General features: G+C 72.7%; 20 protein-coding genes. 8 read left to right on the forward strand and 12 right to left on the reverse strand.

Translation table 11 applies throughout. The annotated features are described in order from the left end of the window. Positions 1 to 30 precede the first annotated feature (30 nt). Both OG622_RS39355 and OG622_RS39360 read right to left on the reverse strand, forming a co-directional pair. Positions 31 to 2,424 (reverse strand): helix-hairpin-helix domain-containing protein, encoded by a 2,394-nt coding sequence (locus OG622_RS39355; RefSeq protein ID WP_371581395.1) that lies wholly within the window; start codon positions 2,422 to 2,424, stop codon positions 31 to 33. After that, positions 2,421 to 3,404: an aldo/keto reductase gene (locus tag OG622_RS39360; protein ID WP_371581396.1), complete on the reverse strand. Its 984-nt coding sequence runs from the start codon at positions 3,402 to 3,404 to the stop codon at positions 2,421 to 2,423. The genes OG622_RS39355 and OG622_RS39360 overlap by 4 nt, the downstream gene beginning before the upstream one ends. A 183-nt stretch (positions 3,405 to 3,587) precedes the next feature. On the opposite strand from OG622_RS39360, the gene OG622_RS39365 reads away from it, so the two are divergent. Both OG622_RS39365 and OG622_RS39370 read left to right on the forward strand, forming a co-directional pair. Continuing rightward, a complete protein-coding gene (locus OG622_RS39365; protein WP_371581397.1) occupies positions 3,588 to 4,643 on the forward strand; it encodes an LLM class F420-dependent oxidoreductase in 1,056 nt (351 codons plus the stop codon). A 280-nt stretch (positions 4,644 to 4,923) separates the two neighbouring features. Then, on the forward strand, positions 4,924 to 5,712 hold the full coding sequence (locus tag OG622_RS39370; RefSeq protein ID WP_371581398.1) for a ferritin-like domain-containing protein: 789 nt from the start codon (positions 4,924 to 4,926) through the stop codon (positions 5,710 to 5,712). Between the two features lie 132 nt (positions 5,713 to 5,844). Here OG622_RS39370 and corA read toward each other — a convergent pair whose 3' ends face one another. After that, a complete protein-coding gene (gene corA / locus OG622_RS39375) occupies positions 5,845 to 6,840 on the reverse strand; it encodes a magnesium/cobalt transporter CorA (protein ID WP_371581399.1) in 996 nt (331 codons plus the stop codon). A 119-nt stretch (positions 6,841 to 6,959) separates the two neighbouring features. On the opposite strand from corA, the gene OG622_RS39380 reads away from it, so the two are divergent. The 4 genes from OG622_RS39380 to mshC all read left to right on the forward strand — a co-directional run bounded on the left by OG622_RS39380 (position 6,960) and on the right by mshC (position 10,636). Next, a complete protein-coding gene (locus tag OG622_RS39380; RefSeq protein WP_371581400.1) occupies positions 6,960 to 7,646 on the forward strand; it encodes a histidine phosphatase family protein in 687 nt (228 codons plus the stop codon). 97 nt (positions 7,647 to 7,743) lie between these two features. After that, positions 7,744 to 8,334 carry a DUF3090 domain-containing protein gene (locus OG622_RS39385; protein WP_371581401.1) on the forward strand — a complete coding sequence of 197 codons (591 nt, stop codon included), beginning with the start codon at positions 7,744 to 7,746 and terminating at the stop codon, positions 8,332 to 8,334. After that, positions 8,298 to 9,188 (forward strand): SCO1664 family protein, encoded by an 891-nt coding sequence (locus OG622_RS39390; RefSeq protein WP_371581402.1) that lies wholly within the window; start codon positions 8,298 to 8,300, stop codon positions 9,186 to 9,188. Before OG622_RS39385 ends, OG622_RS39390 begins: the two co-directional genes overlap by 37 nt. Positions 9,189 to 9,406: 218 nt before the next feature. Beyond that, positions 9,407 to 10,636: a cysteine--1-D-myo-inosityl 2-amino-2-deoxy-alpha-D-glucopyranoside ligase gene (gene mshC / locus OG622_RS39395; protein WP_371581403.1), complete on the forward strand. Its 1,230-nt coding sequence runs from the start codon at positions 9,407 to 9,409 to the stop codon at positions 10,634 to 10,636. Between the two features lie 157 nt (positions 10,637 to 10,793). Here the strand turns inward: mshC and OG622_RS39400 are convergent, their stop codons facing one another. After that, positions 10,794 to 12,608 carry a S8 family peptidase gene (locus OG622_RS39400; protein ID WP_371581404.1) on the reverse strand — a complete coding sequence of 605 codons (1,815 nt, stop codon included), beginning with the start codon at positions 12,606 to 12,608 and terminating at the stop codon, positions 10,794 to 10,796. 254 nt (positions 12,609 to 12,862) lie between these two features. On the opposite strand from OG622_RS39400, the gene OG622_RS39405 reads away from it, so the two are divergent. Next, complete coding sequence (locus OG622_RS39405) at positions 12,863 to 13,858, forward strand: SMP-30/gluconolactonase/LRE family protein (RefSeq protein WP_371581405.1); 996 nt, start codon at positions 12,863 to 12,865, stop codon at positions 13,856 to 13,858. Between the two features lie 193 nt (positions 13,859 to 14,051). On the opposite strand, the gene OG622_RS39410 is transcribed toward OG622_RS39405, so the two are convergent. The 8 genes from OG622_RS39410 to OG622_RS39445 all read right to left on the reverse strand — a co-directional run bounded on the left by OG622_RS39410 (position 14,052) and on the right by OG622_RS39445 (position 22,832). Continuing rightward, on the reverse strand, positions 14,052 to 15,089 hold the full coding sequence (locus OG622_RS39410; RefSeq protein ID WP_371581406.1) for a PAC2 family protein: 1,038 nt from the start codon (positions 15,087 to 15,089) through the stop codon (positions 14,052 to 14,054). Positions 15,090 to 15,248: 159 nt separating this feature from the next. Further along, positions 15,249 to 15,920 (reverse strand): FadR/GntR family transcriptional regulator, encoded by a 672-nt coding sequence (locus OG622_RS39415; protein ID WP_371581407.1) that lies wholly within the window; start codon positions 15,918 to 15,920, stop codon positions 15,249 to 15,251. Positions 15,921 to 15,987: 67 nt separating this feature from the next. Further along, on the reverse strand, positions 15,988 to 17,286 hold the full coding sequence (locus OG622_RS39420; RefSeq protein WP_371581408.1) for an amidohydrolase: 1,299 nt from the start codon (positions 17,284 to 17,286) through the stop codon (positions 15,988 to 15,990). Next, complete coding sequence (locus OG622_RS39425) at positions 17,283 to 18,095, reverse strand: nucleoside phosphorylase (RefSeq protein WP_371581409.1); 813 nt, start codon at positions 18,093 to 18,095, stop codon at positions 17,283 to 17,285. The genes OG622_RS39420 and OG622_RS39425 overlap by 4 nt, the downstream gene beginning before the upstream one ends. Then, positions 18,092 to 18,991: an ABC transporter permease gene (locus OG622_RS39430; protein WP_371581410.1), complete on the reverse strand. Its 900-nt coding sequence runs from the start codon at positions 18,989 to 18,991 to the stop codon at positions 18,092 to 18,094. The genes OG622_RS39425 and OG622_RS39430 overlap by 4 nt, the downstream gene beginning before the upstream one ends. Beyond that, positions 18,991 to 20,088: an ABC transporter permease gene (locus OG622_RS39435; protein ID WP_371581411.1), complete on the reverse strand. Its 1,098-nt coding sequence runs from the start codon at positions 20,086 to 20,088 to the stop codon at positions 18,991 to 18,993. The genes OG622_RS39430 and OG622_RS39435 overlap by 1 nt, the downstream gene beginning before the upstream one ends. Before the next feature lies 1 nt (position 20,089). Next, a complete protein-coding gene (locus OG622_RS39440; protein WP_371581412.1) occupies positions 20,090 to 21,709 on the reverse strand; it encodes an ABC transporter ATP-binding protein in 1,620 nt (539 codons plus the stop codon). Between the two features lie 19 nt (positions 21,710 to 21,728). Further along, positions 21,729 to 22,832, reverse strand: coding sequence for a BMP family ABC transporter substrate-binding protein (locus tag OG622_RS39445; RefSeq protein ID WP_371581413.1), 1,104 nt, complete (start codon positions 22,830 to 22,832; stop codon positions 21,729 to 21,731). 358 nt (positions 22,833 to 23,190) lie between these two features. On the opposite strand from OG622_RS39445, the gene mtnA reads away from it, so the two are divergent. Then, on the forward strand, positions 23,191 to 24,222 hold the full coding sequence (gene mtnA, locus OG622_RS39450) for an S-methyl-5-thioribose-1-phosphate isomerase (protein WP_371581414.1): 1,032 nt from the start codon (positions 23,191 to 23,193) through the stop codon (positions 24,220 to 24,222). The last annotated feature ends 67 nt before the right edge of the window (positions 24,223 to 24,289 follow it).

Below are 24,289 nucleotides of genomic sequence, written 5' to 3' on the forward strand. Positions count from 1 at the left end.
ACGCCCCCGCGCCCAGCCCCCTGCGGCCTGTCAATCAGCCGACGGCATCTGGGCCCTCAGCAGCGCCGGCAGCCGTGTGGTGCGAGGCTTCGCCGGAACCTCGGCGACAGCCCGCGGCAGGGCCTGTTCCACACCGTGCACCACGGACAGATGCTGCTCGGCGCGCCCGAAGGCCGTGTAGACCCAGGGCCGGCTCAGCGCCTGCGCCGCGTCCCCCGGCAGTACCACGACCGCGGCCGGCCACCGGTGTCCCACGGCCTGGTGCGCGGTCAGCGCCCACCCGTGCCGCACGGTCTGCTCGACCCGCTCCTTCGGTACGACGACGGCCGTGCCCGCGCACTCCAGGTGCAGTCCCTCGGCGTCGGCCTTCACCACACGGCCGGGCGTCGAACGGCCCGGGGCGGGCGAGTAGGCCACCCGGTCGCCCGGATCGAACCCGCCGAAGCGGCCCGGACCGGGGTTCAGCCGTTCCTTGAGCGCGGTGTTCAACGCACGTGTGCCGGCCGCGCCACCATGCCCGGGGGTGATCACCTGCACCTGCTCGGCGGGGATCCCGAACGCCCTCGGCACCGAGTCCACGACGAGCTGCGCGGTCCGGTGCACCGCCTCGCCCGCGTCCCGTACCGGGACGATGACGACCTCCTTGCCGGGCGCGTCGACCTGGTTCAGCTCCCCGATCCCGATCCCGGAGACCAGCTCGCCGATGGGCCCGGGGTCGGGCGTCCGCGAGGCGACCTGCGGGCAGGCACGGGCGGCGAGCAGATCCGCGAAGACCCGGCCCGGCCCGGCGGACCACAGCACCCCCGGGTCGCCGCTGAGCACCAGCCGGGCTCCGTCGGGCAGCGACTCGGCGAGCAGAGCGGCGGTCTCGACGTCCAGCTGTGGCGCGTCCAGCACCACGAGCAGGTCGAGGTCGAGGGCGCCGTCCACATCCCGGCCGGGCCCCTCGGCACCGGACAGCAGTCCGGCAAGAGTCGTCACGGGGGCGTCCCCGCCCTCTGCGGTGTCCGACCGGGAGGCGAACCGCCGCCTCCCGTCCGCGCTGTGCGTCGCCGCGTAGGCCCGCAGTCCGAGCGTCCGGGCGGCCGTGACCAGCGCCGCCGGTTCCGCTCGGGCCGCCTCGCCGCCGGTGTGCAGCACGAGCCCGTGTCCGGCGACGGCGCGGATCAGCTCCGCGGCGGAACGCGGTGCCGACGCGGCGGCCGGGGCCCAGTCGGTCGTGTCCTCCTTGGGCAGGGAGTTCATGACACGGCCGAGTCCGTCGGCGAGGCTCTCCTCGGCGAGGGCGTAACGCTCCAGGCCGATGAGGACGCGGACCGGGCGCTCCTCCTCCGTCTCGTCGTCCTCGGCGTCGCCGGCCTCCGTGGCGGGCGGGGGCGAGGGCGCGGGCGCGGGCAGTGTCGCGGTCGGGGTGTCGTCGAGCGAGTCCTGGAAGACCAGGGCCTCGCCCTCGGCGACGGTGCTCTGGACGGCCTCGTCGGGGTCGGGCACGGAACGCTGGGCGAGCGCGGCGGCCAGAGCCGGGACCTCCAGCGCCGTGTGCCCGGCGACGGCCGCCTGCTCCAGCAGCCACACGGTGACCGCCCGGCCGCGCCGCTCGTCGTCCGGGCCGCACTCCGCGCCGAGCAGTGCCCGCGCGAAGCCGTCCGCCTGCTCCGGCCGGACGCCCGGAACCCGCAGCAACTGCCAGGGATCCTCGCGCAGTCGAGCGTCGGCGCCCTCGCCGAGCGCCTCGGCGATCTGCGGCACCAGCGCCTCGGGTGCGCCGCCCTCGGCCAGCACCGCGCGCACCGCCTCGACGGTCTCGCCCGAGGGAGCCGTCGCACCGGCCGCGGTCGCCATGGGCTCCGGTCGCCGCACCGGCTCCGGCGCGGGCCGACGCGGAGCGGTCTCGTCGAAGGCGCCGGCCATGGGCTTCTGGCCGCCCTCCACGGCCCGTACGGCGGCCATCAGCTCGGCGGCCGTCCCGCTGAGCTTGGCCCCGCTCGTGATCGGCGCCTTCTCGGCCTTGCGTCGCTCGATCCGCTCCCGCTCCAGCCGCTGAGCCGCCAACTCGGCCTGCGCCTCGGAGGTTTCGGGAGCAGCCTCGCCGCCGGCTCCGGCGGTCCCCGCCGACCGGCCGTCCGCCGCCGACTCGTCCTCGCCCGCGCCGGAATCACCACCGTCGCCGACGACGGCACCGGCGGAAGCTTCCGTGTCGCTCCCGGCGGCTTCGTCCCTGTCGCCTCCGCTTCCCGGCCCGCCGGGCTCACCGGCTGCCGCAGCGGCCTCGCCCCCGGCCGTGGCCCCGCCCTCCGGCGTCGCCGCGAGCGCGGCCTCCCGGTCGTCGGGCGTGCCGCCGGGCGTGTCGGCGCCGTCGGCGGGCGTCCCGTCGCCCCGTCCCCCCGGCTCGTCCGTCTCCGTGGTCGCGGGCTCCGTGCTCACAGCGTGCTCCAGTCGTGATCGGGATAGCGGTGCACGGGCGCCGACACGTCGTCGAGAGCCCGGCAGATCTCGTCAGGAAGACTAAGGGTCTCCACTGACAATGCCCCCGTGAGCTGCAGCGCGTTGCGCGCGCCGATGATGGGCGCGGCCACGCCGGGCCGGTCGCGGACCCAGGCGAGGGCCACCTGGATCGGGGTCACGGCGAGGCCGTCCGCGGCGGTCTGTACCGCGTCCACGATGCTGGTCGCCGCTTCGTCGAGGTACGGCGCGACGAACGGCGCCATGTGCTCCGAGCCGCCCCGCGAGTCCGGGGGCGTGATGTGGCGGTACTTGGCGGTCAGCACCCCGCGGCCCAGCGGCGAGGACGGGAGCAGGCCGATGCCCAGGTCCAGCGCGGCGGGCAGCACCTCGCGTTCGATGCCGCGTTGCAGCAGGGAGTACTCCATCTGCGTACTGGCCAGGCGGGTGCGTATGCCGGGGGCCGCGAGCTGCCAGGTGGCCGCCTTCGCGAGCTGCCAGCCGCAGAAGTTGGAGACCCCGGCGTAACGGGCCCGGCCGCTGCTGACGGCCAGGTCGAGGGCCTGGAGCGTTTCGTCCAGGGGGGTTTCGGGGTCGTACGCGTGGATGTGCCAGACGTCGACGTAGTCCGTGCCGAGGCGGGCGAGGGAGGCGTCCAGGGCGGCGAGGAGATGGCCGCGGGAGCCGTCGAAACGGCGGTCGGGGTCCGGGACACTGCCGGCCTTCGTGGAGATGACCAGGTCGCGGCGGGGCACGAGCCCGTCCATCAACTGCCCGAGCAGGTACTCCGCCTCGCCGTCCCCGTACACGTCCGCCGTGTCGACGAGGCTGCCGCCCGCCTCCCAGAACAGCTTCAACATGTCCGCGGCGTCATGCTCGTCCGTGTCGCGGCCCCACGTCAGGGTGCCGAGCCCGATCCGGGACACACGCAGGCCGGTACGGCCGAGATGCCTCTGCTCCATGAACGGCGACATTACTGGCCGGAGTTCGCCACGTGGGGGCCTGTGGACAACCGATTTCCCCGGGGCGTGTTCGTTGTCCGCGACCAGCCACACGCCACCCGCACTCGCCCTACGGCCCCGTCCCCCCGGTAGGGTCAGCAGCACAAGGGACGTTACTGATGGGTAAGGGGAAGGCTGGTCTATATGAAGCTCGGGATCAACCTCGGCTACTGGGGCGCCGGAATGGACGCGGACAACCTGGCCGTGGCCCAGGAGGCCGACCGGCTGGGCTACGCGGTGTGCTGGGCGGCGGAGGCGTACGGCTCGGACGCCGCCACCGTGCTCAGCTGGGTCGCCGCCAAGACCGAACGTATCGATGTGGGCTCGGCCATCTTCCAGATCCCGGCCCGCCAGCCCGCGATGACCGCGATGACCGCCGCGACGCTGGACTCGCTCTCCGGCGGACGCTTCCGGCTGGGTCTCGGCGTCTCCGGACCGCAGGTCTCCGAGGGCTGGTACGGGGTCAAGTTCGACAAGCCGCTCGCCCGCACCCGCGAGTATGTGGAGATCGTCCGCAAGGCGATGACCCGCGAGCGTCTGTCGCACGACGGCGAGCACTGGACGCTGCCGCTGCCCGGCGGCCCCGGCAAGCCGCTGAGGCTGACCGTGCACCCCACCCGTGAGCACATCCCGCTGTACATCGCCGCGATCGGCCCGAAGAACCTGGAGCAGACCGGCGAGATCGCCGACGGCGCCCTGCTGATCTTCCCGTCGGCCGCGCACCTGGAGGACACCGCCGTCAAGTACCTGCGGGCGGGACGGGAGAAGGCCGGCAAGACCCTCGACGGGTTCGACATCTGCCCGACCCTGCCTCTCGCCGTCGGCGACGACAAGGACGTGACGACGCTCGCCGACACCTTCCGCCCGTACACCGCGCTGTACGTCGGCGGCATGGGCAGCCGCAAGCAGAACTTCTACAACCAGCTCGCCCAGCGCATGGGCTACGAGAAGGAGGCCGCCGAGATCCAGGACAAGTACCTGGCCGGCGACAAGGCCGGGGCCGCGGCCGCCATCCCGCACGAGCTGATCGACCAGACGACGCTGCTCGGTTCCGTGGAGCGCATCGCCGACCGGATGAAGGCCTACGCCGAGGCCGGGGTCACCACCCTCACACTCGCCCCGGCGGGCTTCACCCTGGACGAGCGGGTCGCCTCGCTGCGGGCCGGTTCGGAGGCCATGGAGCTGGCCGGGCTCGCGTAGCCCGAACGGCGCAGCGGCCGACGACAGCCGGGATCCGGCGGGAATCGGCCGCGCATCGGCCTCCGGAAGCGCTGCGGCCGTGTTGGGGGCTCGGAGGCCTTCCCCGCCACGGCCGCCAGGCGGGGCGACGCGGCACGGCCCAACCGGTTACGCCCCTCCGCCCGCCCGGCATCCTTCGTTCGGCGGATTTGTCCGACACAGCTGTTGCCCGGCTCCTGGTACCCCATTTGACTCGTTTTCTGCAGGACCCTGCCAGGACCCCTGCAGAGAGGTGCCTCCGATGCTTTCGGCCAAGAAACTGTTCCAGGAGATCGTCGACAACGACGAGTCGTTCCGACTGTTCTGTTCCATCGCGGCCAGCGGGGAGACGCAGGGCGGCTGGGAGAACGCGCGCATCGCCGCGCTCGTCCCGCGGAGCGAGCGCGCACTCGCCCCCAGGATCACCCGTCACGGCGCGGACGAGGACAAGCACGGGCGGATCTTCAACGCCCTCATGAAGAAGCGTGGCCTCCAACCCGTGGAAGTGCCGCCGGAGACCGACTACACCATGCTCCTGGAGCGCGACGGCATCGGCCTCGCGCACGAGAAGCTCAAGGCCGACGAGGCCCTTTCGGTGCGGGACATCATCGTCTACCTGTCCCACAGCCGGGTCACCGAGCAGCGTGCCGCCGACCAGATGGCGATGCTCCGCAAGCACTTCGAGGGCCACCCCGAGATCGGCAAGGCCATTCGGATGATCTCCGACGACGAGGACAACCACCTCGCCTACACCCACGAGGAACTGCTGCGGTTCGCGGCCGCCGGACACGGCCCTCTCATCCAGCGGACCCTGCGCGAGTGCGCCCTCGCGGAGATCGGCGTCTACCGGGACGTCAGCCTCGCCGTGATGGACCACATGGGGCGCATCCTCGGCTGGCCGAAGGCCAAGGCGGCCGTCCTCGCCGCGGGCATCCACGCCGTGTACGCGTACGAGCGGGCCCTCGGCTGGCGCCGCATGGTCACCCTGGAGATGCCGGAACGCCGCGACGCCCTGGGCGGACCGGCGACTGCGGCCCCCGAGTTCGCCTGAGGCCCCGTGTAGCTGACCGCACGCGCGTGTGGGGCGGCGATCTTCGTCCACCTTCGTCCACCCGCGCGTACGGAATGACGCATCGCATGACGGCAGGGCGGCACGAGCCGCATGACGGCATGGGACGAGGGGCTACAGCCAGCCCCGGCGCTTGAAGAGCCGGTACACCAGCACCTCCGTCACGACCATCAGCGCCATCAGAGCCGGATACGACCACACCCACCGCAGTTCGGGCATGTGCTCGAAGTTCATGCCGTAGACGCCGGCGGCCATGGTCGGGATCGCGGCCATGGCCGCCCAGGCGGAGATCTTCCGCATGTCGTCGTTCTGGCGGACGCTCATCTGCGCCAGGTGCGCGGAGAGGATGTCGGAGACCAGCCGGTCCAGGCCCTCCACGGACTCGTTGACGCGGGTGAGGTGGTCGTTGACGTCACGGAAGAAGGGCTGGGCCTTCTCCTCGACGAAGGGCACCGCGGTGGCGGCGTTGCCCGTGCCGGAGAGTCGGCCGAGCGGCGCGGCGAGGGGGCCGGTGGCCCGGCGGAACTCCAGGACCTGGCGTTTGAAGGTGTAGATCCGGGACGCCGTGTTCCGTGAGCCGCCGATGTCGGGGGAGAAGACCTCCGCCTCCAGTTCCTCCAGGTCGGTCTGGAGTTCGGTCGCCACGTCCAGATAGTGGTCGACGGTGGCGTCCGTGATCGCGTACAGCACGGACGTGGGGCCTTTGCCGAGCAGTTCGGGCTCCCGCTCCAGCCGGCTGCGTACGACGCCCAGGGGCGAGCCCTCGCCGTGGCGGACGGTCACGACGAAGGCGTGACCGAGGAAGACCATCACCTCGCCGGTGGTCACGGTGTCACTGGACGGCTCGTACACGACCGGCTTGAGGACCATGAACAGCGAGTCGTCGTACACCTCCAGCTTGGGCCGCTGGTGCGCCTTCAGGGCGTCCTCCACGGCCAGCGGGTGCAGCGCGAACTCCTCCGTGACCAGGGCGAACTCCTTCTCCGACGGCTCGTGCAGCCCGATCCACACGAAGCCGCCGGAGGCGCGGGCGGCGGCCAGGGCGTCGGAGAGGTCGTCGGGGCCCTCGGTGCGGTGCCCGTCGTGATAGACGGCGCAGTCGACGATCACAGGGAGTTCCTTTCCAGGGGGCCTTGTCCACAGAGCCCGCGTCCGCGGAGCCCTTGTCCGCGGAGGCGTTGTCCACAGGGCCGAAGGGGGCCGTCGGGCGGGCGTCTAGGCTGGGGCGCATGCCCACGTTGATCCTTGTCCGGCACGGACGTTCCACCGCCAACACCGAGGGCGTGCTCGCCGGGTGGACGCCCGGGATAGCGCTCGACGAGCGGGGTGCCGCGCAGGCCGCGGCGCTGCCCGGCCGCCTCGCCGGGCTGCCGATCGCCGAGGTCGTCACCAGCCCGCTCCAGCGCTGCCAGGAGACGGTCCGCCCGCTCCTCGACGCCCGGCCCGGCCTCAGCCCGCACACCGACGAGCGCATCGGCGAGTGCCACTACGGCGACTGGTCCGGCCGCAAGCTCGCCGAACTGATGGACGAGCCGCTGATGGAGGTCGTACAGACCTATCCGACGGCGGTCGAGTTCCCGGGTGGCGAGTCGATGCGGGCCATGCAGCACCGCGCCGCGGAGGCGGTGCGGGAGTGGAACGCGCGCGTGGAGCGCGAGCACGGGGCCGACGCGGTGTATCTGATGTGCTCGCACGGCGACATCATCAAGTCGCTCGTCGCGGACGCACTCGGACTTCATCTGGACCTCTTCCAGCGGATCTCTGTTGAACCGTGTTCCATCACAGCGATCCGTTACACCCGACTCAGGCCGTTTCTCGTCCGCCTCGGCGACACCGGGGACTTCGCGTCCCTGGCGCCGCGCGAGCAGCCCCCGAGCGGTGACGCGACCGTCGGGGGCGGGGCGGGGGCACCGTGATCGTCAACCGCAGTAGGGTGAAGCGGTCGCGGCGGCGCTGAACCAAGTCAGCAGCCGACGCGGCCGCTCCCGACGTCGATTCCAATGGAGACAGGACGTGTCCCGTCAGGTGTTCCTCTACGACCCCCCGGACCGCTTCGTGGCCGGTACGGTCGGGCTGCCCGGGCGCCGGACCTTCTTCCTGCAAGCCTCCTCCGGGCAGCGTGTCACCAGTGTCTCTCTCGAGAAGACCCAGGTGGCCGCGCTCGCCGAGCGCATGGACGAGCTGCTCGACGAGGTCGTGCGGCGCAGCGGCGGAAGCGCCGCGGTGCCGGCCGTCGTGCCCACCGAGGTGTCGGACACGGCGCCGCTGGAGGCCCCCGTCGAGGAGGAGTTCAGGGTCGGCACCATGGCGCTGGCCTGGGACGGCGACGAGGAGCGGATGATCGTCGAGGCCCAGGCCCTGGTCGAGCTGGACGCCGACTCCGAGGAGGACCTGGCCGAGGCGGAGGAGCGGATGCTCCAGGACGAGGAGAACGGCCCGCCGATGCTCCGCGTCCGCCTGACCGGCTCTCAGGCCCGTGCCTTCGCCAAGCGCGCCCTCGACGTCGTCAACGCGGGACGGCCGCCGTGCCCGCTGTGCAGTCTGCCGCTCGATCCGGAGGGACACGTATGTCCGCGCCAGAACGGATACCGGCGCGGAGCGTGACCTCCGCCTCCGCCGGCTCGTCGCCGCCCGCCCAGCCGTCCGCCGAGCGGCCCGCCCAACCGTCCGCCGAGCGGCCGGTCGAGCTGCTGGCCGAGGGCGAGTTGACCGTGCGCGGGCGGGTGCGGGAGGCGTCCAACGCGGTGCTGTACTGCACGGTCTCGTACGAGGGGCGGGAGGCCGCCTGCGTCTACAAGCCCGTCGCCGGGGAGCGGCCCCTGTGGGACTTCCCCGACGGGACGCTCGCGCAGCGGGAGGTCGCCGCGTACGAGGTGTCCGAGGCGACCGGCTGGGGGCTCGTCCCGCCCACCGTGCTGCGGGACGGGCCGTACGGGGAGGGCATGTGCCAGCTGTGGATCGAGGGTGAGCCCGGGTCCGAACTGCTGGCCCTTGTGGCGGGCGAGGAGGCCGCGGAGGGCTGGAAGGCCGTCGGGTTCGCGGAGGTCGGGGACGGGGAGACCGCGCTCCTCGTACACGCCGACGACCAGCGGCTGCGGCGGCTCGCCGTGCTCGACGCGGTCGTCAACAACGCCGACCGCAAGGGCGGGCACCTGCTGCCGGCCGCCGAGGGGCGGCTGTACGCCATCGACCACGGGGTCACCTTCAACGTCGAGAACAAGCTGCGGACGCTGTTGTGGGGGTGGGCGGGGGAGCCGCTCACGGAGGAGGCCGTGGAGGTGCTGCGGCGGCTGCGGGACGCGCTGGGCGAGGGCGGACCGCTGGCCGCGAGGCTGGCCTCGTTGATCACCCCGGCGGAGCTGGACGCCACGCGGGAGCGGGTGGCCGCGTTGCTGACGAGCGGCCGGCACCCGGAGCCGAGCGGGGAGTGGCCGGCGATCCCCTGGCCACCGGTCTGACGGCCCCGCCTGCCGGGGCCGACCGGGGGCGGGTCCCGCAGCTCGGCGGTCACGGGGTGCCGCCGCGCCCATCCGTGCCCACTGGCGGCACGACTGCCCGCGACCGGGGCGGTTGTGGCGGTCCGTCCACGTACCGGCCGCAGTCGCGAAATCAGCGCGTACCCCCGAGTGCCCAGGCGCCCGGCATGGCCGCGCGGCGATCGGGTTAGGCTCGTGGCATGCATGCCTGGCCCGCTTCTGAGGTCCCCGCCCTGCCCGGCAAGGGCCGCGACCTTCGGATCCACGACACCGCGACCGATGGGCTCATCACCCTTGACCCCGGTCCCGTCGCCCGTATCTACGTCTGCGGTATCACCCCGTACGACGCCACCCACATCGGTCACGCGGCGACCTACAACGCGTTCGACCTCGTACAGCGCGTGTGGCTCGACACCAAGCGGCAGGTTCACTACGTCCAGAACGTCACGGACGTCGACGACCCCCTGCTGGAGCGGGCCGCGCGCGACGACATCGACTGGGTCGCCCTCGCCGAGAAGGAGACCGCCCTCTTCCGTGAGGACATGACCGCCCTGCGGATGCTCCCGCCGCGCCACTACATCGGCGCGGTCGAGGCCATCCCCGGAATCGTTCCGCTGGTCGAGCGGCTCCTCGCCTCCGGCGCCGCCTACGAGCTCGAAGGGGACATCTACTTCTCCGTCGAGGCCGACCCCGACTTCGGCAAGGTCTCGCGCCTCGACGCCGCCACGATGCGGCTGCTCTCCGCCGAGCGCGGCGGGGACCCGGACCGGGCCGGGAAGAAGAACCCACTCGACCCGATGCTCTGGATGGCCGCGCGTGAGGGCGAGCCCAGCTGGGACGGCGGCTCCCTCGGACGCGGCCGGCCCGGCTGGCACATCGAGTGCGTCGCCATCGCCCTCGACCACCTGGGCATGGGCTTCGACGTCCAGGGCGGCGGCTCCGACCTCGCCTTCCCGCACCACGAGATGGGCGCCTCGCACGCGCAGGCGCTGACCGGCGAGTTCCCCATGGCCAAGGCGTACGTCCACGCCGGCATGGTCGCCCTGCACGGCGAGAAGATGTCGAAGTCCAAGGGCAACCTGGTCTTCGTCTCCAAGCTGCGCCGCGACGGGGTCGACCCGGCCGCGATACGGCTCGCGCTCCTCGCACACCACTACCGGGCCGACTGGGAGTGGACCGACCAGGTGCTCCAGGACGCCGTCGCCCGCCTCGACCGGTGGCGCGCCGCCGTCTCCCGGCCCGACGGGCCGTCCGCCGAGGCCCTCGTCGAAGAGATCCGCGAGGCGCTCGCGCACGACCTGGACGCGCCGACCGCGCTCGCCGCGGTCGACCGCTGGGCCGCGCTCCAGGAGGAGCGGGGCGGCACGGACGAGGGCGCACCCGGTGTCGTGTCGCGTGCCGTGGACGCGCTCCTCGGCGTGGCCCTGTGAAACACCTGAAGGCGCGACACCTGAAGTAACGACTCTGCACAGGTGTCGGAGACGTCACACGTGTCACGCGGGTCATACGGGATGAGAACAGAGGGGCGCCTCCTCCGGCCGGAGGAGGCGCCCCTTCGTCTTCACTCGGACAGAGGACCCGTGGTCGTCAGCCGGTGATCACCAGGCCGACGACCTCGTCGTCGGAGAACCACACACGGACGTCGGGCCGTCCCCCGGCGAAGGCGGCGTGGACCGCCTGGCGGATCTCGGGGGACGGGTCGGTCAGGTTCCGCCACGCGCCGGACACGAAGAGGCGGAGTCTGGGCGGGAGTTCACGGGGATAGGGGAGCAGTTCGTCCCAGTAGCGTTCGGCCGTGCCGGAGCCGGCGGCCTCCGGGAGGAGGTGGGCGACGGCCGCCCTGATGTCGGGGCGGTTGCCGATGTGCTGTGAGGCGGGCCGGCCGGGGGCGTCCTGCTGCGGGGACCCGGTGGCCCGCAGGACCTCGCGGGCTCGTTCGGGCGACAGCGGCGGTCGGCCGGCGGCCTTGAGCATGCCCTGCAGCGCGGCCAGCGCGCCGGCCACGACCCGGACGGCGGAGGAGGTCCCGGAGAACGTGTCCGTGTACCGGGCGACCTCCTCGGCCTCGCCCTGGAGGTCGCCCGGCCGGTCCCAGGAGCCGCCGGTGGCCGTCACCTCGCGGCCCCAGCCCTGGGCGTCCACACGGGCGCCGTGGCCGGAGAACGCGAGGCGGGAGCGGTCGGGACCGTGGTCGCGGCCGTGGGTGCCGGGCGGCGGGGCGCCCGCGCCGACCACGATCGCGCCGGAGGAGGGGTGGGACGGGTTGAACGGGTTGCGCCACCACGCCGGGAACTCGTCGGGGCGGCGCTCGTAGACCGCGTCGTCCAGGGACTCGGCGCCGTTGCCGGCCGCCGCGACGACCAGGACACCGCGCGCGGTGGCGTACCGGATCGCCGCGAAGTCGTCCGGCCACCACTCCAGCGGGATGTAGCCCCGCTGGTCGTCGCGCGGCTCGTACGCGAACCCGGGGCCCGGGCGGTGCAGTTCGACGAGGATGAGGTCGCCGGGGCCGAGCCGGTCGGCGGACGCCCGGATCGCGGCGGCGGTGCCGATGCCCTGGACGGACGCGGCGGCCGTCACCGCGTCCGGCACGATGCCGGTGATCCCGTGCTCGTCCCGGTCGCCGTCAAGCACCCCGGCGACGGCGGTGCCGTGGTTGCGCCGGGCGAGGTCGGCCGACGGGGTGTTGACGGCGACGCCCGCGAGCCGCGCGGCCAGGTCCTCGTGGCCGAACTGCCAGGCGCCCTCCACATCGACGACCGTCACGCCCCGGCCGCTGCCACCGGGCCGCTGCCAGGCCCAGTGCGCGTCGATGCCCTCGGGCGCCGGGCCCGGACAGCCCTGGCGGCCCGTGCGGTCGGGCGCCACGGGCGCGCCCTCCTCCACCTGCCGACTGTTGCCGGAACGTGGACCGCCGGAACGTGGACCGCCGGAACGTGGACCGCCGGAACCGCGGGACCCGGCCGAGCCGGATCCGACGGACCCGACCCATCCCGATCCGACGGAGGCCGGTACGGCGCCAGGCTTGACGTACGCGGTGTCGATGCCGGGCAGTGCCGCGATCCGTGAGCGCAGCTCCTGGGCGCGGCCGGTGCCGCCACGCACCCGGTAGAAGAGGGTGAGGTCGGGTACCCCGTCGTCGTCGGAGACGGTGGCCCGGAGCCGTTCCTCGCCGCCGAACAGGGGCTCCAGGACGAGCTGCTCGTCGTCGAGGAACAGGTTCAGCGCCGCCACGTCCGCGTCGGCCGCCGAACGGACGCCCTCGGCTCCGGCCCGCAGCCGGGCCTCGGGGCGGGCGACGACGATCAGTTCCTGTTCGGCTCCCCGATGGGCGAACCCCGTTCCGTCGGGCCCCGGCCCGGACGCCCCCGGGCCCTCGGCCGGCTGTACCTCGTCGTTCATCGCGTACCGCTCCCTTCGGTCCTGCGGGTGCTGGGTGGCGCGTGGAACTCCTGGGCCCGGGGCACAACCAAGCACGCGAGCGGCGAGTCGTCCAGACCGTCACAATCCGGCCGGGAAGCCGTTCTGGGGCTGTCAAGGCGCTGTCGGTCGACCGTCGAAGGGCTGCGGGGCCGGTCGGCATGTGATGGGGTGACAGACGTCAGTTGAAAGCCGGACCGGCCAGCTGCCGGTGCCTTTCGTGGAAGGGACGAACAGTGGCACCCCCGCAACCCCCACAATCCCCCACCGCCCGTCACATCAGTCGACGAAGACTGCTCACGACGTCAGCCGCCACCGCGGGCGCCCTGCTCGTCGGGTCCTCGGCCGCGACCGCCTCCGCCTCGGCCACCGAGCACACCTGGCCCGACCTCATCCCCCTGCCGAACGGCTTCCGCCCCGAGGGCATCACCATCGGTGACGGCCCCTACGCCTACCTGGGCTCCCTCGGCGACGGCTCGATCTACCGCGCCGACCTGCGCACCGGCAAGGGCCGCATCATCTCCGCGGGCCCCGGTACGCCCTCGGTCGGGCTCAAACTCGACGGCCGGGGGCGGCTGTTCGTCGCCGGGCGGCAGGGCGCCCGGGTGGTGGACGTCCGCACCGGCGAGATCATCGCGTCGTACACGCTCACCACGAAGACGCCGACCTTCGCCAACGACGTCTTCCTCACCTCGCGGGCCGCCTGGTTCACCGACTCGTTCCAGCCCGTCCTGTACGCCCTCCCGCTCGGCGGCCACGGTCGGCTGCCGGGCCCCGACGAGGTCGCCACGGTCACGCTGAGCGGCGCCTGGAGGCAGGCCCCCGGCGAGGTCGTCAACGCCAACGGCATCACCGGCACCCCGGACGGCAAGGCACTCCTGGTCGTCCAGTCCGGCGCGGGCGGTCTCCACCGGGTGAACCCGAAAACCGGCGTCACCGAACTCGTCGACCTCGGCGACGCGGCACCCCTCACCAACGGCGACGGCCTGCTGCTCATCGGCCGGCGGCTCTACGTCGTCCAGAACCGCCAGAACGCGATCGACGTGTTCAATCTCTCCGCGGACGGCCGCGGCGGCACCTTCGAAGGCCGCCTCACGGACTCCGACTTCGACGTCCCTACGACGGTCGCGGCCTACGCGAACCGCCTCTACCTGCCCAACGCCCGCTTCACGACGACCCCGACCCCGGACACGACGTACGCGGTGGTGGCAGTGAAGAGGAGTGTCATCTAGACACCGGATGCCGTCTCCCGCGCTCCGTCCTGCTTTCAGGGGCGCGGGGAACCGCGCGACCGGTCACGACGAACGAACCGCGCGACCGGTCACGACGAACGAACCGCGCGACCGGTCACGACGAACGAACCGCGCGACCGGTCACGATGAACCCGCCAGATCCCGCGCAGCGTCTCCCGCCGGAATCCGGGTCTCAGTCGTCCGACGAATCCTCGTCCTCGGCCTCGAACTCAGGCTCAGCCCCGGTCTCGGGCTCAGCCTCAGCCTCGGTCTCGGGCCGCGGCGGCTTCGGTGGCCGGGTACGCCCGCTGGGGTTGTCCTTGGGATTCCACGCCCCGGTGGTCCCGTCGGCCCCGTCCACCGTGGCGTGACCGCCCGGCGCCGGACCACCTCCGTCGCGGCGCCTGAGGTACCGCTCGAACTCGCGGGCGATCGCCTCGCCCGTCGCCTCGGGCAGCTCTGCGGTGTCCCGGGCCTCCTCCAGCGTCTGCACGTACTCGGCGACCTCGCTGTCCTCCGCGGCCAGCTGGTCCACACCCACCTGCCAGGCGCGCGCGTCCTCGGGCAGTTCGCCCAGCGGGATGCGCACGTCGATGAGGTCCTCCAGCCGGTTCAGAAGGGCCAGCGTCGCCTTCGGGTTCGGCGGCTGCGACACGTAGTGCGGCACCGCGGCCCAGAGCGAGACCGCCGGGACCCCCGCGTGGGTGCACGCCTCCTGGAGGATGCCGACGATGCCCGTGGGGCCCTCGTACTTGGTCTCCTCCAGGTCCATCCGCTGCGCCAGGTCCGGGTCGGACGTGACACCGCTGACCGGGACCGGACGGGTGTGCGGGGTGTCTCCGAGGAGCGCGCCCATGATGACCACCAGCTCCACGCCCAGCTCGTGGGCGAAGCCCAGCAGCTCGTTGCAGAACGAGCGCCACCGCATCGACGGTTCGATGCCCCGGACGAGTACGAGGTCGCGGGGTTTGTCGCCGCCGACCCGGACCACCGACAACCTTGTCGTCGGCCAGGTGATCTTCCGTACACCGCCGTCCAGCCACACGGTGGGACGGTTCACCTGGAAGTCGTAGTAGTCCTCGGCGTCCAGCGCCGCGAACACCTCGCCCTTCCACTCCTTGTCCAGATGCGCGACCGCGGTGGAGGCGGCGTCGCCGGCGTCGTTCCAGCCTTCGAACGCGGCCACCATCACTGGGTCGATCAGCTCGGGAACCCCCTCCAGCTCGATCACCCAGCGCCTCCTTCCGACGTGCCCTCGCGTACGCCCCAACCTTACGGCGTGCCGAGGGGACCTCCGCAGCCCCCTTGCACGGGGGAGTGAACGGATCAATGCCCCGTTCGCACGGCGCGAACACTCGTCGGCCGTCGGAGCCCAAAAGTGATCAACTTCTCACAGCGTCGAGCGCAGCCACTGTTCCACGCTCGCGATGTGCACCGTGGCCCAGGAGCGCGCGGCGTCGGCGTCACGGTCGCGGAGGGCGGTCAGGATGGCGCGGTGCTCGTGCAGGGTCCGGCTGACGGCGTCCTCCTGGGTCAGGCCGCGCCAGATACGGGCCCGGGTGGTCGGACCTGACAGGCCGTCAAGAAGCGAACAGAGCACGGAGTTGCCGGAACTCTGCACGATGCCCCGGTGGAACTCCAGGTCGCAGGCGACCAGTTCCTCCACCGACGGCTCGGTGCCGAGCCTGTCCAGCTGGGAGGTCAGCGCGTCCAGCTGCTGCTCGCTGATCTTCAGGGCGGCCATCGCCGTCGCCGCCGGTTCCAGTATGCGGCGTACGGCGAGGAACTCCAGGACCGTGTCGTCCCGGTGGAAGTCGACCACGAAACTCAGCGCTTCGAGGAGGAGTTGGGGATCGAGGCTGGTGACATAGGTGCCGTCTCCCTGACGCACGTCGAGAATGCGGATCAACGACAGGGCGCGCACGGCCTCGCGCAGGGAGTTGCGGGACAGCCCGAGATCGGCGGCGAGCTCGCTCTCCTTCGGGAGCCGGTCGCCGGGGCGCAGCGCGCCGGAGACGATCATGCCCTTGATCTTCTCGATCGCCTCGTCGGTGACCGCCATGGGCGAACCCTCCCTGTCGTTCAGACATCCGATGTATCAGGTCATTATGGGGGCTCCATCGGCCCTATCAGGCCAAAGCCTCCAGGTCGGCCAGGGCCGCGGCCTCGTCGAAAGTGGTGAGGACACGCTCACGCATCAGCACGCGCCCCTCCACGACCGTGTCGCGTACGTCCGCCGAGTGTGCAGCGTAGGCGAGCGTGGACCAAGGATCGTGCCGCGGTCGCAGATGAGGTCCGCCCAGGTCGAGCACGATCAGGTCGGCCCGCTTGCCCGGTTCCAGGGAGCCCAGGTGGTCGCCGAGCCCCAGAGCCCGGGCGCCCTCGATGGTCGCCATCCGCACCGCCTGCTCGGCGCCGACCGCCGTGGGGTCGCCGGCCGCCTTGTGCACCAGCGCGGCCTGCCGTACGGCACCCAGCACGTCCAGGGTGTTGGAACTGACCGCCCCGTCCGTGCCCAGTCCGACGGTGACGCCCGCGCTCAGCAGCCGGGGCACCGGGGCGATCCCGCAGCCCAGTTTCAGGTTCGACACCGGGCAGTGCGCGACCGAGGTCCCGGTGCGGGCCAGCGCCGCGATCTCCGGGCCGGTGAGGTCGACCGCGTGGGCGAGCAGCAGATCGGGGCCGAGCAGACCGAGGGAGTCCAGCAGCTCCACCGGGCGCTTGCCGTACCGCACCTCGACCGTGGCGACCTCGGCGGCGTTCTCGGCCGCGTGGATGTGCAGCAACGCCCCGAACTCCCGTGCCAGGGCGGCTATGTCGAGCAGCTGATCCGGGTCGAGCGTGTACGCCGAGTGAGCGAACAGGACCGGGCGCGTCCCCGGTCGGCGGGAGCGGTCGGCGAGGTCCCGCCGGGCCCACTCCAGCCGCTCCCCGTACGCCAGCCCGTCGGCGGGATCGGGTACGTCCATGAAGGTCGGGCCCGTGTGCAGCCGCCAGCCCGTCTCGCGCGCGACCCGCTCGGCCGCCTCGTGGAACCAGTACATGTCCAGCGCGGACGTCACCCCCGCCCGCAGGCTCTCGGCGATCGCGACCCGCACCGCCGCCGCCACGTTCTTCGGCGACAGCAGCTCCGCCTCCCACCGCAGCACCCGCTCCAGGAACCCCTGGAGGGTGACGTCGTCCGCGCGCCCCCGCAGGAGCGTCATCGCGAGGTGGGTGTGGGCGTTGACGAGCCCGGGGAGCACGAGACAGCCCTCGGCGCCGATCGTCTCCGCCGCCGTGTAGGCCGTACGGAGTTCCTCCGCCCGGCCGACGGCGATGATCTCCCCCTCTCGGACGGCAACCGCCCCGCCCCGCAGGAGGGTTCCGGCCTCGTCGACGGTCAGGACGTCACCGCCGTGGACCAGCAGATCGACGTGCTCGCTCACGCGGCATCCCCCTCGAACCCGTCTCCCTCGGACCCTGTCTCCTCGGACCCGGTCTCCTCGAACCCGTACTCCTCGGCCAGCAGCCGCAGTGCCTCCAGCGACACGACCGCCCCGCGCTCCACGCCCAGGGCGACGACCTCGCGGTGCGGGTCGTAGCCGCCGGTGGTCTCGACATCGACCAACTCGTCGGCGTTCGCGCCGTCCACGACGAGGACCCCGCCCGCGGCGAGACCGCGCAGCGAAGCCGTCACATACAGCGCGGACAGCTCCATCTCGATGGCCGCGAGCCCGGCACGGTCGTACGTGTCGAGCGGGATGAGGCCGGGCTGGAAGGCCGCCCTCGTCCATACGATGCCCCGATGGTGCGGTGCTCCCACCTCGCGGGCGGCGCGCTGGAGTGCGAGGACCGCCTCGGGGGCGGCGACGGCGGGGTACTCGGGCGGCAGCAGCTGCTGGGTGACACCGTCGTCCCGTACGGCGGCCTCGGCGATCACGAGGTCGCCGTCGCCGATCCCCGGCTTCATCGCGCCCGCCGTGCCGAACCGCAGGAAGGTGCGGACCCCCGCGTCCGCCAGCTCCTGGAACAGCAGGATCGCGCCCGGCCCGCCCACGCCGTGCGAGGCGACGACGACCGACACGCCCTTCCAACTCCCGCTGAACACCCGGTACTCGCGGTGGTACGACACCTCCTCGGCCCCGTCGAGGAGCGCGGCGACGGCCGCGGCGCGCGCCGGGTCGCCGACCACGACCGCGCGCGGCGGCAGCCCGGTCCTGGGTATCCGGGTGATGGGCAGGAAATCCTGGGTCATGCGGCGGCTCCGGAGCGGTCGGTGCTGGTTCTGCTCGTGCTGGTTCTGCGACCCGTACGGCGACGGCGGCGGGCCGTCGTCAGGAAGAGGGCACCGAGCGTGACGACGTACGGCGCGGCGTCCGTCGCCTGCTGCGGCAGGCCGAGCCCCTGCAGGCGGAAGCCCGCGGCCTCGGCGAGACCGAAGAGCAGTGCGGCGAGCAGCACGCCCAGCGGCAGCGCGCGGCCGAGCATCACGGCGACCACGGCGATCCAGCCCCGGCCGGCCGTCATGTTCTCGGAGAACAACGTGACGTTTCCCAGGGCGAGTTGGGCGCCCGCGAGCCCGCACAGTACGCCGGAGGCCAGCACCGCCGCGTACCTGTACTTCGCCGGGCTCACCCCGAGTGTGGCCGCCGCGTCCGGCGCCTCGCCGACCCCGCGCAGCCGCAGGCCCCATACATGACGGGACAGGGCGAGCGCGGCCACACCGACGGCGACCCACGCCAGATACGCCAGCGGGGACAGCCCGCCGATCAGCGGCAGCCCGGCAAGCGACGGGTCGTCGAAGGTGCCCTGGACGCCGAAGACCGTACGGAGCAGGAAGCTGGTCAGGCCGACGGCGAGGAGGTTCATGGCGATGCCGAGGACCACCGCGTCGCCGCGCAGGGTCACCGCGCCGACGGCCAGGATCAGCGAGTACGCGGCGGCGGCGAGGGCCGCCGCCAGGACGCCGAGCCAGGGGCTGCCGGTGAACCAGCTCGTCGTCACCGCCGTGAAGCAGCCCAGCAGCATCATGCCTTCCAGACCGATGTTGAAGACGCCCGCGCGCTCGCACAGGGCGCCGCCGAGTGCGGCCAGCAGGATGGGGGTGAGCGCGCGCAGCGCCGACATGAGGAGATCGGAGTCGAAGAACATCAGACGAACTCCCCCTGGGATGACGGCTCTTGGTTGTTCTTACGCGGCGAGGGCCGCTGGGCGCGCTTCCGGCGCCGCGTCGGGAAGCGCAGCCGGGCCGCCAGGAACACGATGACGATGGCCTGGAGAACCTGCGTCAGCTCGCGCGGCACCTCCGTCGTCCGCTCCATCGACAGCCCGCCGACCTGGAGGACCGCGAAGAAGAACGAGGCGAGGAGCGTGCCGATCGGGGCCGCCGCCGCGAGGAGCGCGGCCGTCAGACCGGTCCAGGTGTAGCCGGGGGCGGTGAGCGAGCCGTCCAGGAAGCGGTACGGGAAACTCAGCACCCCGATCGCGCCGACCAGCCCGGCCAGCGCCCCCGACACCGCCATGAGCCGGAGCGTCAGCCCCGTACGCTCCACACCGGCGTACGCGGCGAAGCGCGGATTGAGGCCGGTCATCCGGATCTCGTAGCCGAGGGCCGTCCGCCTGTCGGTGAACCAGTACGCGACCGCCGCGAGGACCACCAGCAACAGCCCCACGGTCACTGTCGATTCCCCGAACGCGGGCAGCGCCACGCCCTCCGGGAGCCGACGGGTCTGGGGAAGGCTGGAGCCGGGCTCCTTGAGCGGGTAACGGGCCAGGTAGGAGGCGAGCGACACCGCCGGATAGCTGAGCAGGAGGCTGCTGACCAGCAGCGGAACGCCGAGGCGGTTCTCGCAGAGCGCGGCCAGGGCGGCGTACGCGGCGCCGGCCGCCATGCCCGCCAGCAGGGCGAGGCCGACCGTGAGCGGCGCCGGGAACGGTGAGTACAGGCCGGTGACGGCGGCGGTGATGCCACCGAGGACCAGCTGCCCGTCCCCGCCGAGGTTGATCAGCCCGGCGCGGAGGGGGATCGCGAGCGCCAGGGCCAGGCCGAGCACACTCGTGCCGGTGCTCAGCGTGGCGCCGATGCCGTCCGCGCCGAGGGAGCCGGTCAGGACGGCGCCGTACGCGGCCAGCGGGTCGGCGCCCGTACCGACGAGGAAGAGGGCGCCGATGAGGACACCGGCGAGGACGGAGAAGGCGACGGGGGAGCGGAGGGCCGCGGTCACGCGGTCCCTGGGTATGCGGTTCATGTCAGTTCCCGGCCTCCACCGGTGCCGTGCCGCTGCCTGCGGCGCTCGTGGCGCCGGTGTCACCACTCGCGCCGCTGCCGCCGCCCGCCATCGCGAGCCCCAGCACGCTCTCGTCCGCGTCGGCCCTGTCGTACGCGGCGGTCACGCGGCCCTCGTACATGACCAGCACCCGGTCCGAAAGGCCCCGGATCTCGCTCAGTTCGGCGGAGACGAGGAGGACGGCGTGGCCGGCGTCGCGGTGGGCGACGAGTTGGTCGTGGATGTTCTGGATGGCGCCGATGTCGACACCGCGTGTGGGCTGCTCGACGAGCAACAGCGGTGCCTCGTGGGCGAGTTCACGGCCGATGAGGAGCTTCTGCAGGTTGCCGCCCGAAAGGGCCGACGCGGGGACGTCGGGGCTCGACGCCTTGATGCCGAAGCGCTCGATCAGGCGGCGCGCGTGTTCACGGACGCCCGTGGGCGGGAGCAGACCGAGCCGGGACCCGGACGACAGCGACGTACGGTGATGACCCATCGCGAGGTTCTCCGCCACGGACGCCGCCGGTGCCGTGCCCACGGCATGGCGGTCCTCCGGCACGTACGCGAGGCCCCGGGCACGCCGTTCGGTCGCCGAGGCACGGGTGACGTCCTCGCCGCGCAGCCGGACCCGGCCCGAGGTGACCGGGCGGAGTCCGGCCAGGGCCTCGACCAGTTCGCTCTGGCCGTTGCCCGCGACGCCCGCGATGCCGACGATCTCCCCGGCGTGGACGGTGAGCGCGACCTCGCGCACGCCGTCGGTGGTGAGGCCGTCGACATCCAGCACGACCGCGCCGGGAGTGCCGGGCGCGTGCACCCGGTCCAACTCCACCGCGCGGCCCGTCATCGCCGCCGCGATCTCGGCGGCGGTCGTGTCCGGGGTGCGCAGCCGGGCCACGACCCGGCCGTCCCGCAGGACCGTCACGTTGTCGCTGCCCTCCAGGACCTCGCGCAGCTTGTGCGTGACAAGGATCACCGTACGGCCCCGCGCCGCGAGCGACTTGAGCACCGCGAACAGGGCGTCGGCCTCGGCGGGCGTCAGCACGGCGGTCGGCTCGTCGAGGATGAGGGTGCGGGCACCGCGGTGGAGGAGCTTGAGGATCTCCACGCGCTGGCGCAGCCCGACCGGCAGGTCGCCGACCCGGGCATCCGGATCGACCACCAGGCCGTGCTCCGCGCCGAGTTCACGCACCCGGCGGCGGGCCGCGGCCCGGTCCACCAGGCCGAAGCGGCGCGGTTCGGCGGCGTACACCACGTTCTCGGCGACCGTCAGCGAGTCGAACAGCTTGAAACTCTGGTGGACCATGCCGAGCCCGGCGGCCATCGCGTCGGCGGGCCCCGCGAAGGTCACCTCGCGCCCGTCCATGCGGATCGTGCCGGCGTCGGGGCGCTCCATGCCGTACAGGACCGACATGAGCGTCGACTTGCCCGCGCCGTTCTCGCCCATGAGGGCGTGGATCTCACCGGGGCGGATGGTCAGGTCGACGGAGTCGTTGGCGAGGGTGCCGGGGTAGCGCTTGGTGATGCCGAGGAGCTCGACGGCGGCCGGGTGCTCCGCGGTGTCGGCCGGGGGCGGACAGGCCGCCGGGGCGTCGCCCGTGGGCACCCCGGCTCCCGCCGGTTCGTCAGGCAGCCGCGGGGTCATCGACCGTCAGCTCTCCCGACACGATCCGGTCGCGCAGCGCCTCGACCTTCTTCAGCACGTCCTTGTGGTCGGCGATGACGCACTGGGACGAGTCCACGCCGTCCTCCAGGCCGGTGAGGGTGATGCCGCCCTCCTTGAGGCCGTACGACACCGTGCCGGTCCTGCCGTCGAGGACCTGCTCGATGCCCTTCTCCACCGCCACGTCCGTCCGCTTGACGACGTTGTCGACGACCGTGCCGGGCGCCGAGGGGCACTGGTTGACGTCGACGCCGTACGCGAACGCGCCCTTGGCCTTCGCCGCCTCGAACACGCCGTAGTTGCCGGCCGCCGCGGCCGCCATGATCTGGTCGTAGCCCTTGGCGAGCAGGGAGTTCGCCTGCTCCTTGGCACGGGCCGAGTCGTCGAACGGGGACTGGCCGCCGACGAACCGGGTCGAGGTCTCGGTCTTGGCGGCGACCTGCTTGGCCCCGGCCGCGAACGGGTCGCTGAAGCGGCGGAACTGGGGTGTGTCCAGCACGTCCACGGCACCCACCTTGCCGCTCTCGCTCAGCAGGCCCGCCTCGGCGCCCGCGAGGAAGACGCCCTCGTGCTCACGGAACACCGCGCACGACACGTTCTTGACCGTCTTCTGCGTGCACGCGTCCACGAGCAGGAACCGCTGCTTCGGGTGCGCCTCGGCCTGCTGGGCGACGAGGTCCGCGAACTCGAAGCCGACCAGCACGATCACGTCCGGCTTCTCGTCCACGGCGGCCTGCACGTTCTGCTGCTGCGAGGCCGAGTCCGTGGACTCGTAGACCTTCTGCGAACCGTCGTGCGCCTTCGCCGCCGCCTTCACGCCGGTGACGGCGGCCTTCAGGAACTCGTTCTGGCCGACGGCGTCGGGGGTGACGAGCGTGAAGCTCTTCCCGCTGCCACCACCGGCGGCGGCGCTGTCGGCGGAGTCGTCCTTCTTCGCGGCGGCGTTGCAGGCCGTGGCCAGCAGGACGGTGCCGGTGGCGAGGGCGGCCAGCCGGAGCGGGCGGCGGGATCTGCGGGTGGGGAGGGCGGAACGGGTGACGTCGGTGACGACGGCGGTGCGGGACATCGGGGGACCTTCCGGAGGGTGCGGCAAGGGCCGGGACCGTCGCCGTTGACGAGCCCTGGAGAGGGAGGTGATGAGGGAGAGGTGGAGCGGTGTGGGGGAGGAGCGACGGGGCGCTGAGCGGTCTGGCGACCGGAGTCAGCGGCGACAGCCGTCGCCGGCGCAGCGACCGTGGTCGAGGAAACGGCGCAGGGTGAGCAGCACGGATCCTCCTTCACATCGGCCTTCGGGCTGCGGGCGGTGCTGGACTGTAACACCGCTTTCCGGACGCACGCCCCGCTGTCTCGAACTGTGGTTCCCGTCGATTCTTCGAGGCCATGTACGGTGTCGGGCACCTTCGGAACACCAGGAGTGCCCCGCTATGCCCCAGGAACTGCGCGCCGTCGACTGGACCGGAAACAGCCTTGCGCTCATCGACCAGACGGTCCTGCCGCACCGCACCGAGACGGTCGAGATCCACGACGTCGACGCCCTGGTCTCCGCCATCCAGCGCCTCGTCGTGCGGGGCGCGCCCGCGATCGGGGCGGCGGGCGCGTACGGCGTGGCGCTCGCGTTGCTGGAGGGCGAGCGCGCGGGCCGGTCGGCCGAGGAGGTGCGCGCCGCCGTCGCCCGCGTCCGGGAGGCCCGGCCGACCGCCGTGAACCTGATGGTGTGCGTGGACCGCGTCATGACCCGCTTCGACGAGGGGCTGGAGGCGGTGCTGGAGGAGGCCGCCGCGGTCCAGCGCGAGGACGTCGAGGCGAACCGGGCGATGGGGGCGCACGGCGCCGACTGGCTGCTGAAGAGGGTGGACGTCGACCGTCCGCTGCGGGTACTGACGCACTGCAACACGGGGGCGCTCGCGACTGCCGGATGGGGTACGGCACTTGGGGTCATCCGTGAACTGCACGCGCGCGGCCGACTCGAAGTCGTGTACGCCGACGAGACGCGACCCCTCCTCCAGGGATCCCGTCTGACCGCCTGGGAGTTGGTCCAGGAGGGCATACCGCACTTCGTCCAGGCGGACGGCGCCGCCGCCGGCACGATCCTGCGGGGCGAGGTCGACGCGGCGATCGTGGGTGCGGACCGCATCGCGGCCAACGGCGACACCGCCAACAAGGTCGGCACGGTGGGCGTCGCCCTCGCCTGCGCCGACGCGGGCATCCCCTTCCTGGTCGCGGCCCCCACCACCACCGTGGACCTCGCCACCGCCTCCGGCGCCGACATCCACATCGAACTCCGAGGCGAGGACGAGGTGTTGGAGTGGGGCGGCATACGGACCGCGCCGGCCGAGTCGCGGGGCCACAACCCGGCGTTCGACGTGACACCGGGGCGCCTGGTGACGGGGCTGGTCACCGAACGGGGGGTGCTGGAGGTGTCGGCGGGCGAACTGCCGGGGGAGCGCCTGCGCTAGGCCCCGCCCCGTATCCTCGTGCACCGAGGGCGGCCCGGTCGCGGAGACCGGGCCGCCCTTTGACGTA

Origin of the sequence: Streptomyces sp. NBC_01314, assembly GCF_041435215.1 — a bacterium.
Lineage (GTDB): Bacteria > Actinomycetota > Actinomycetes > Streptomycetales > Streptomycetaceae > Streptomyces.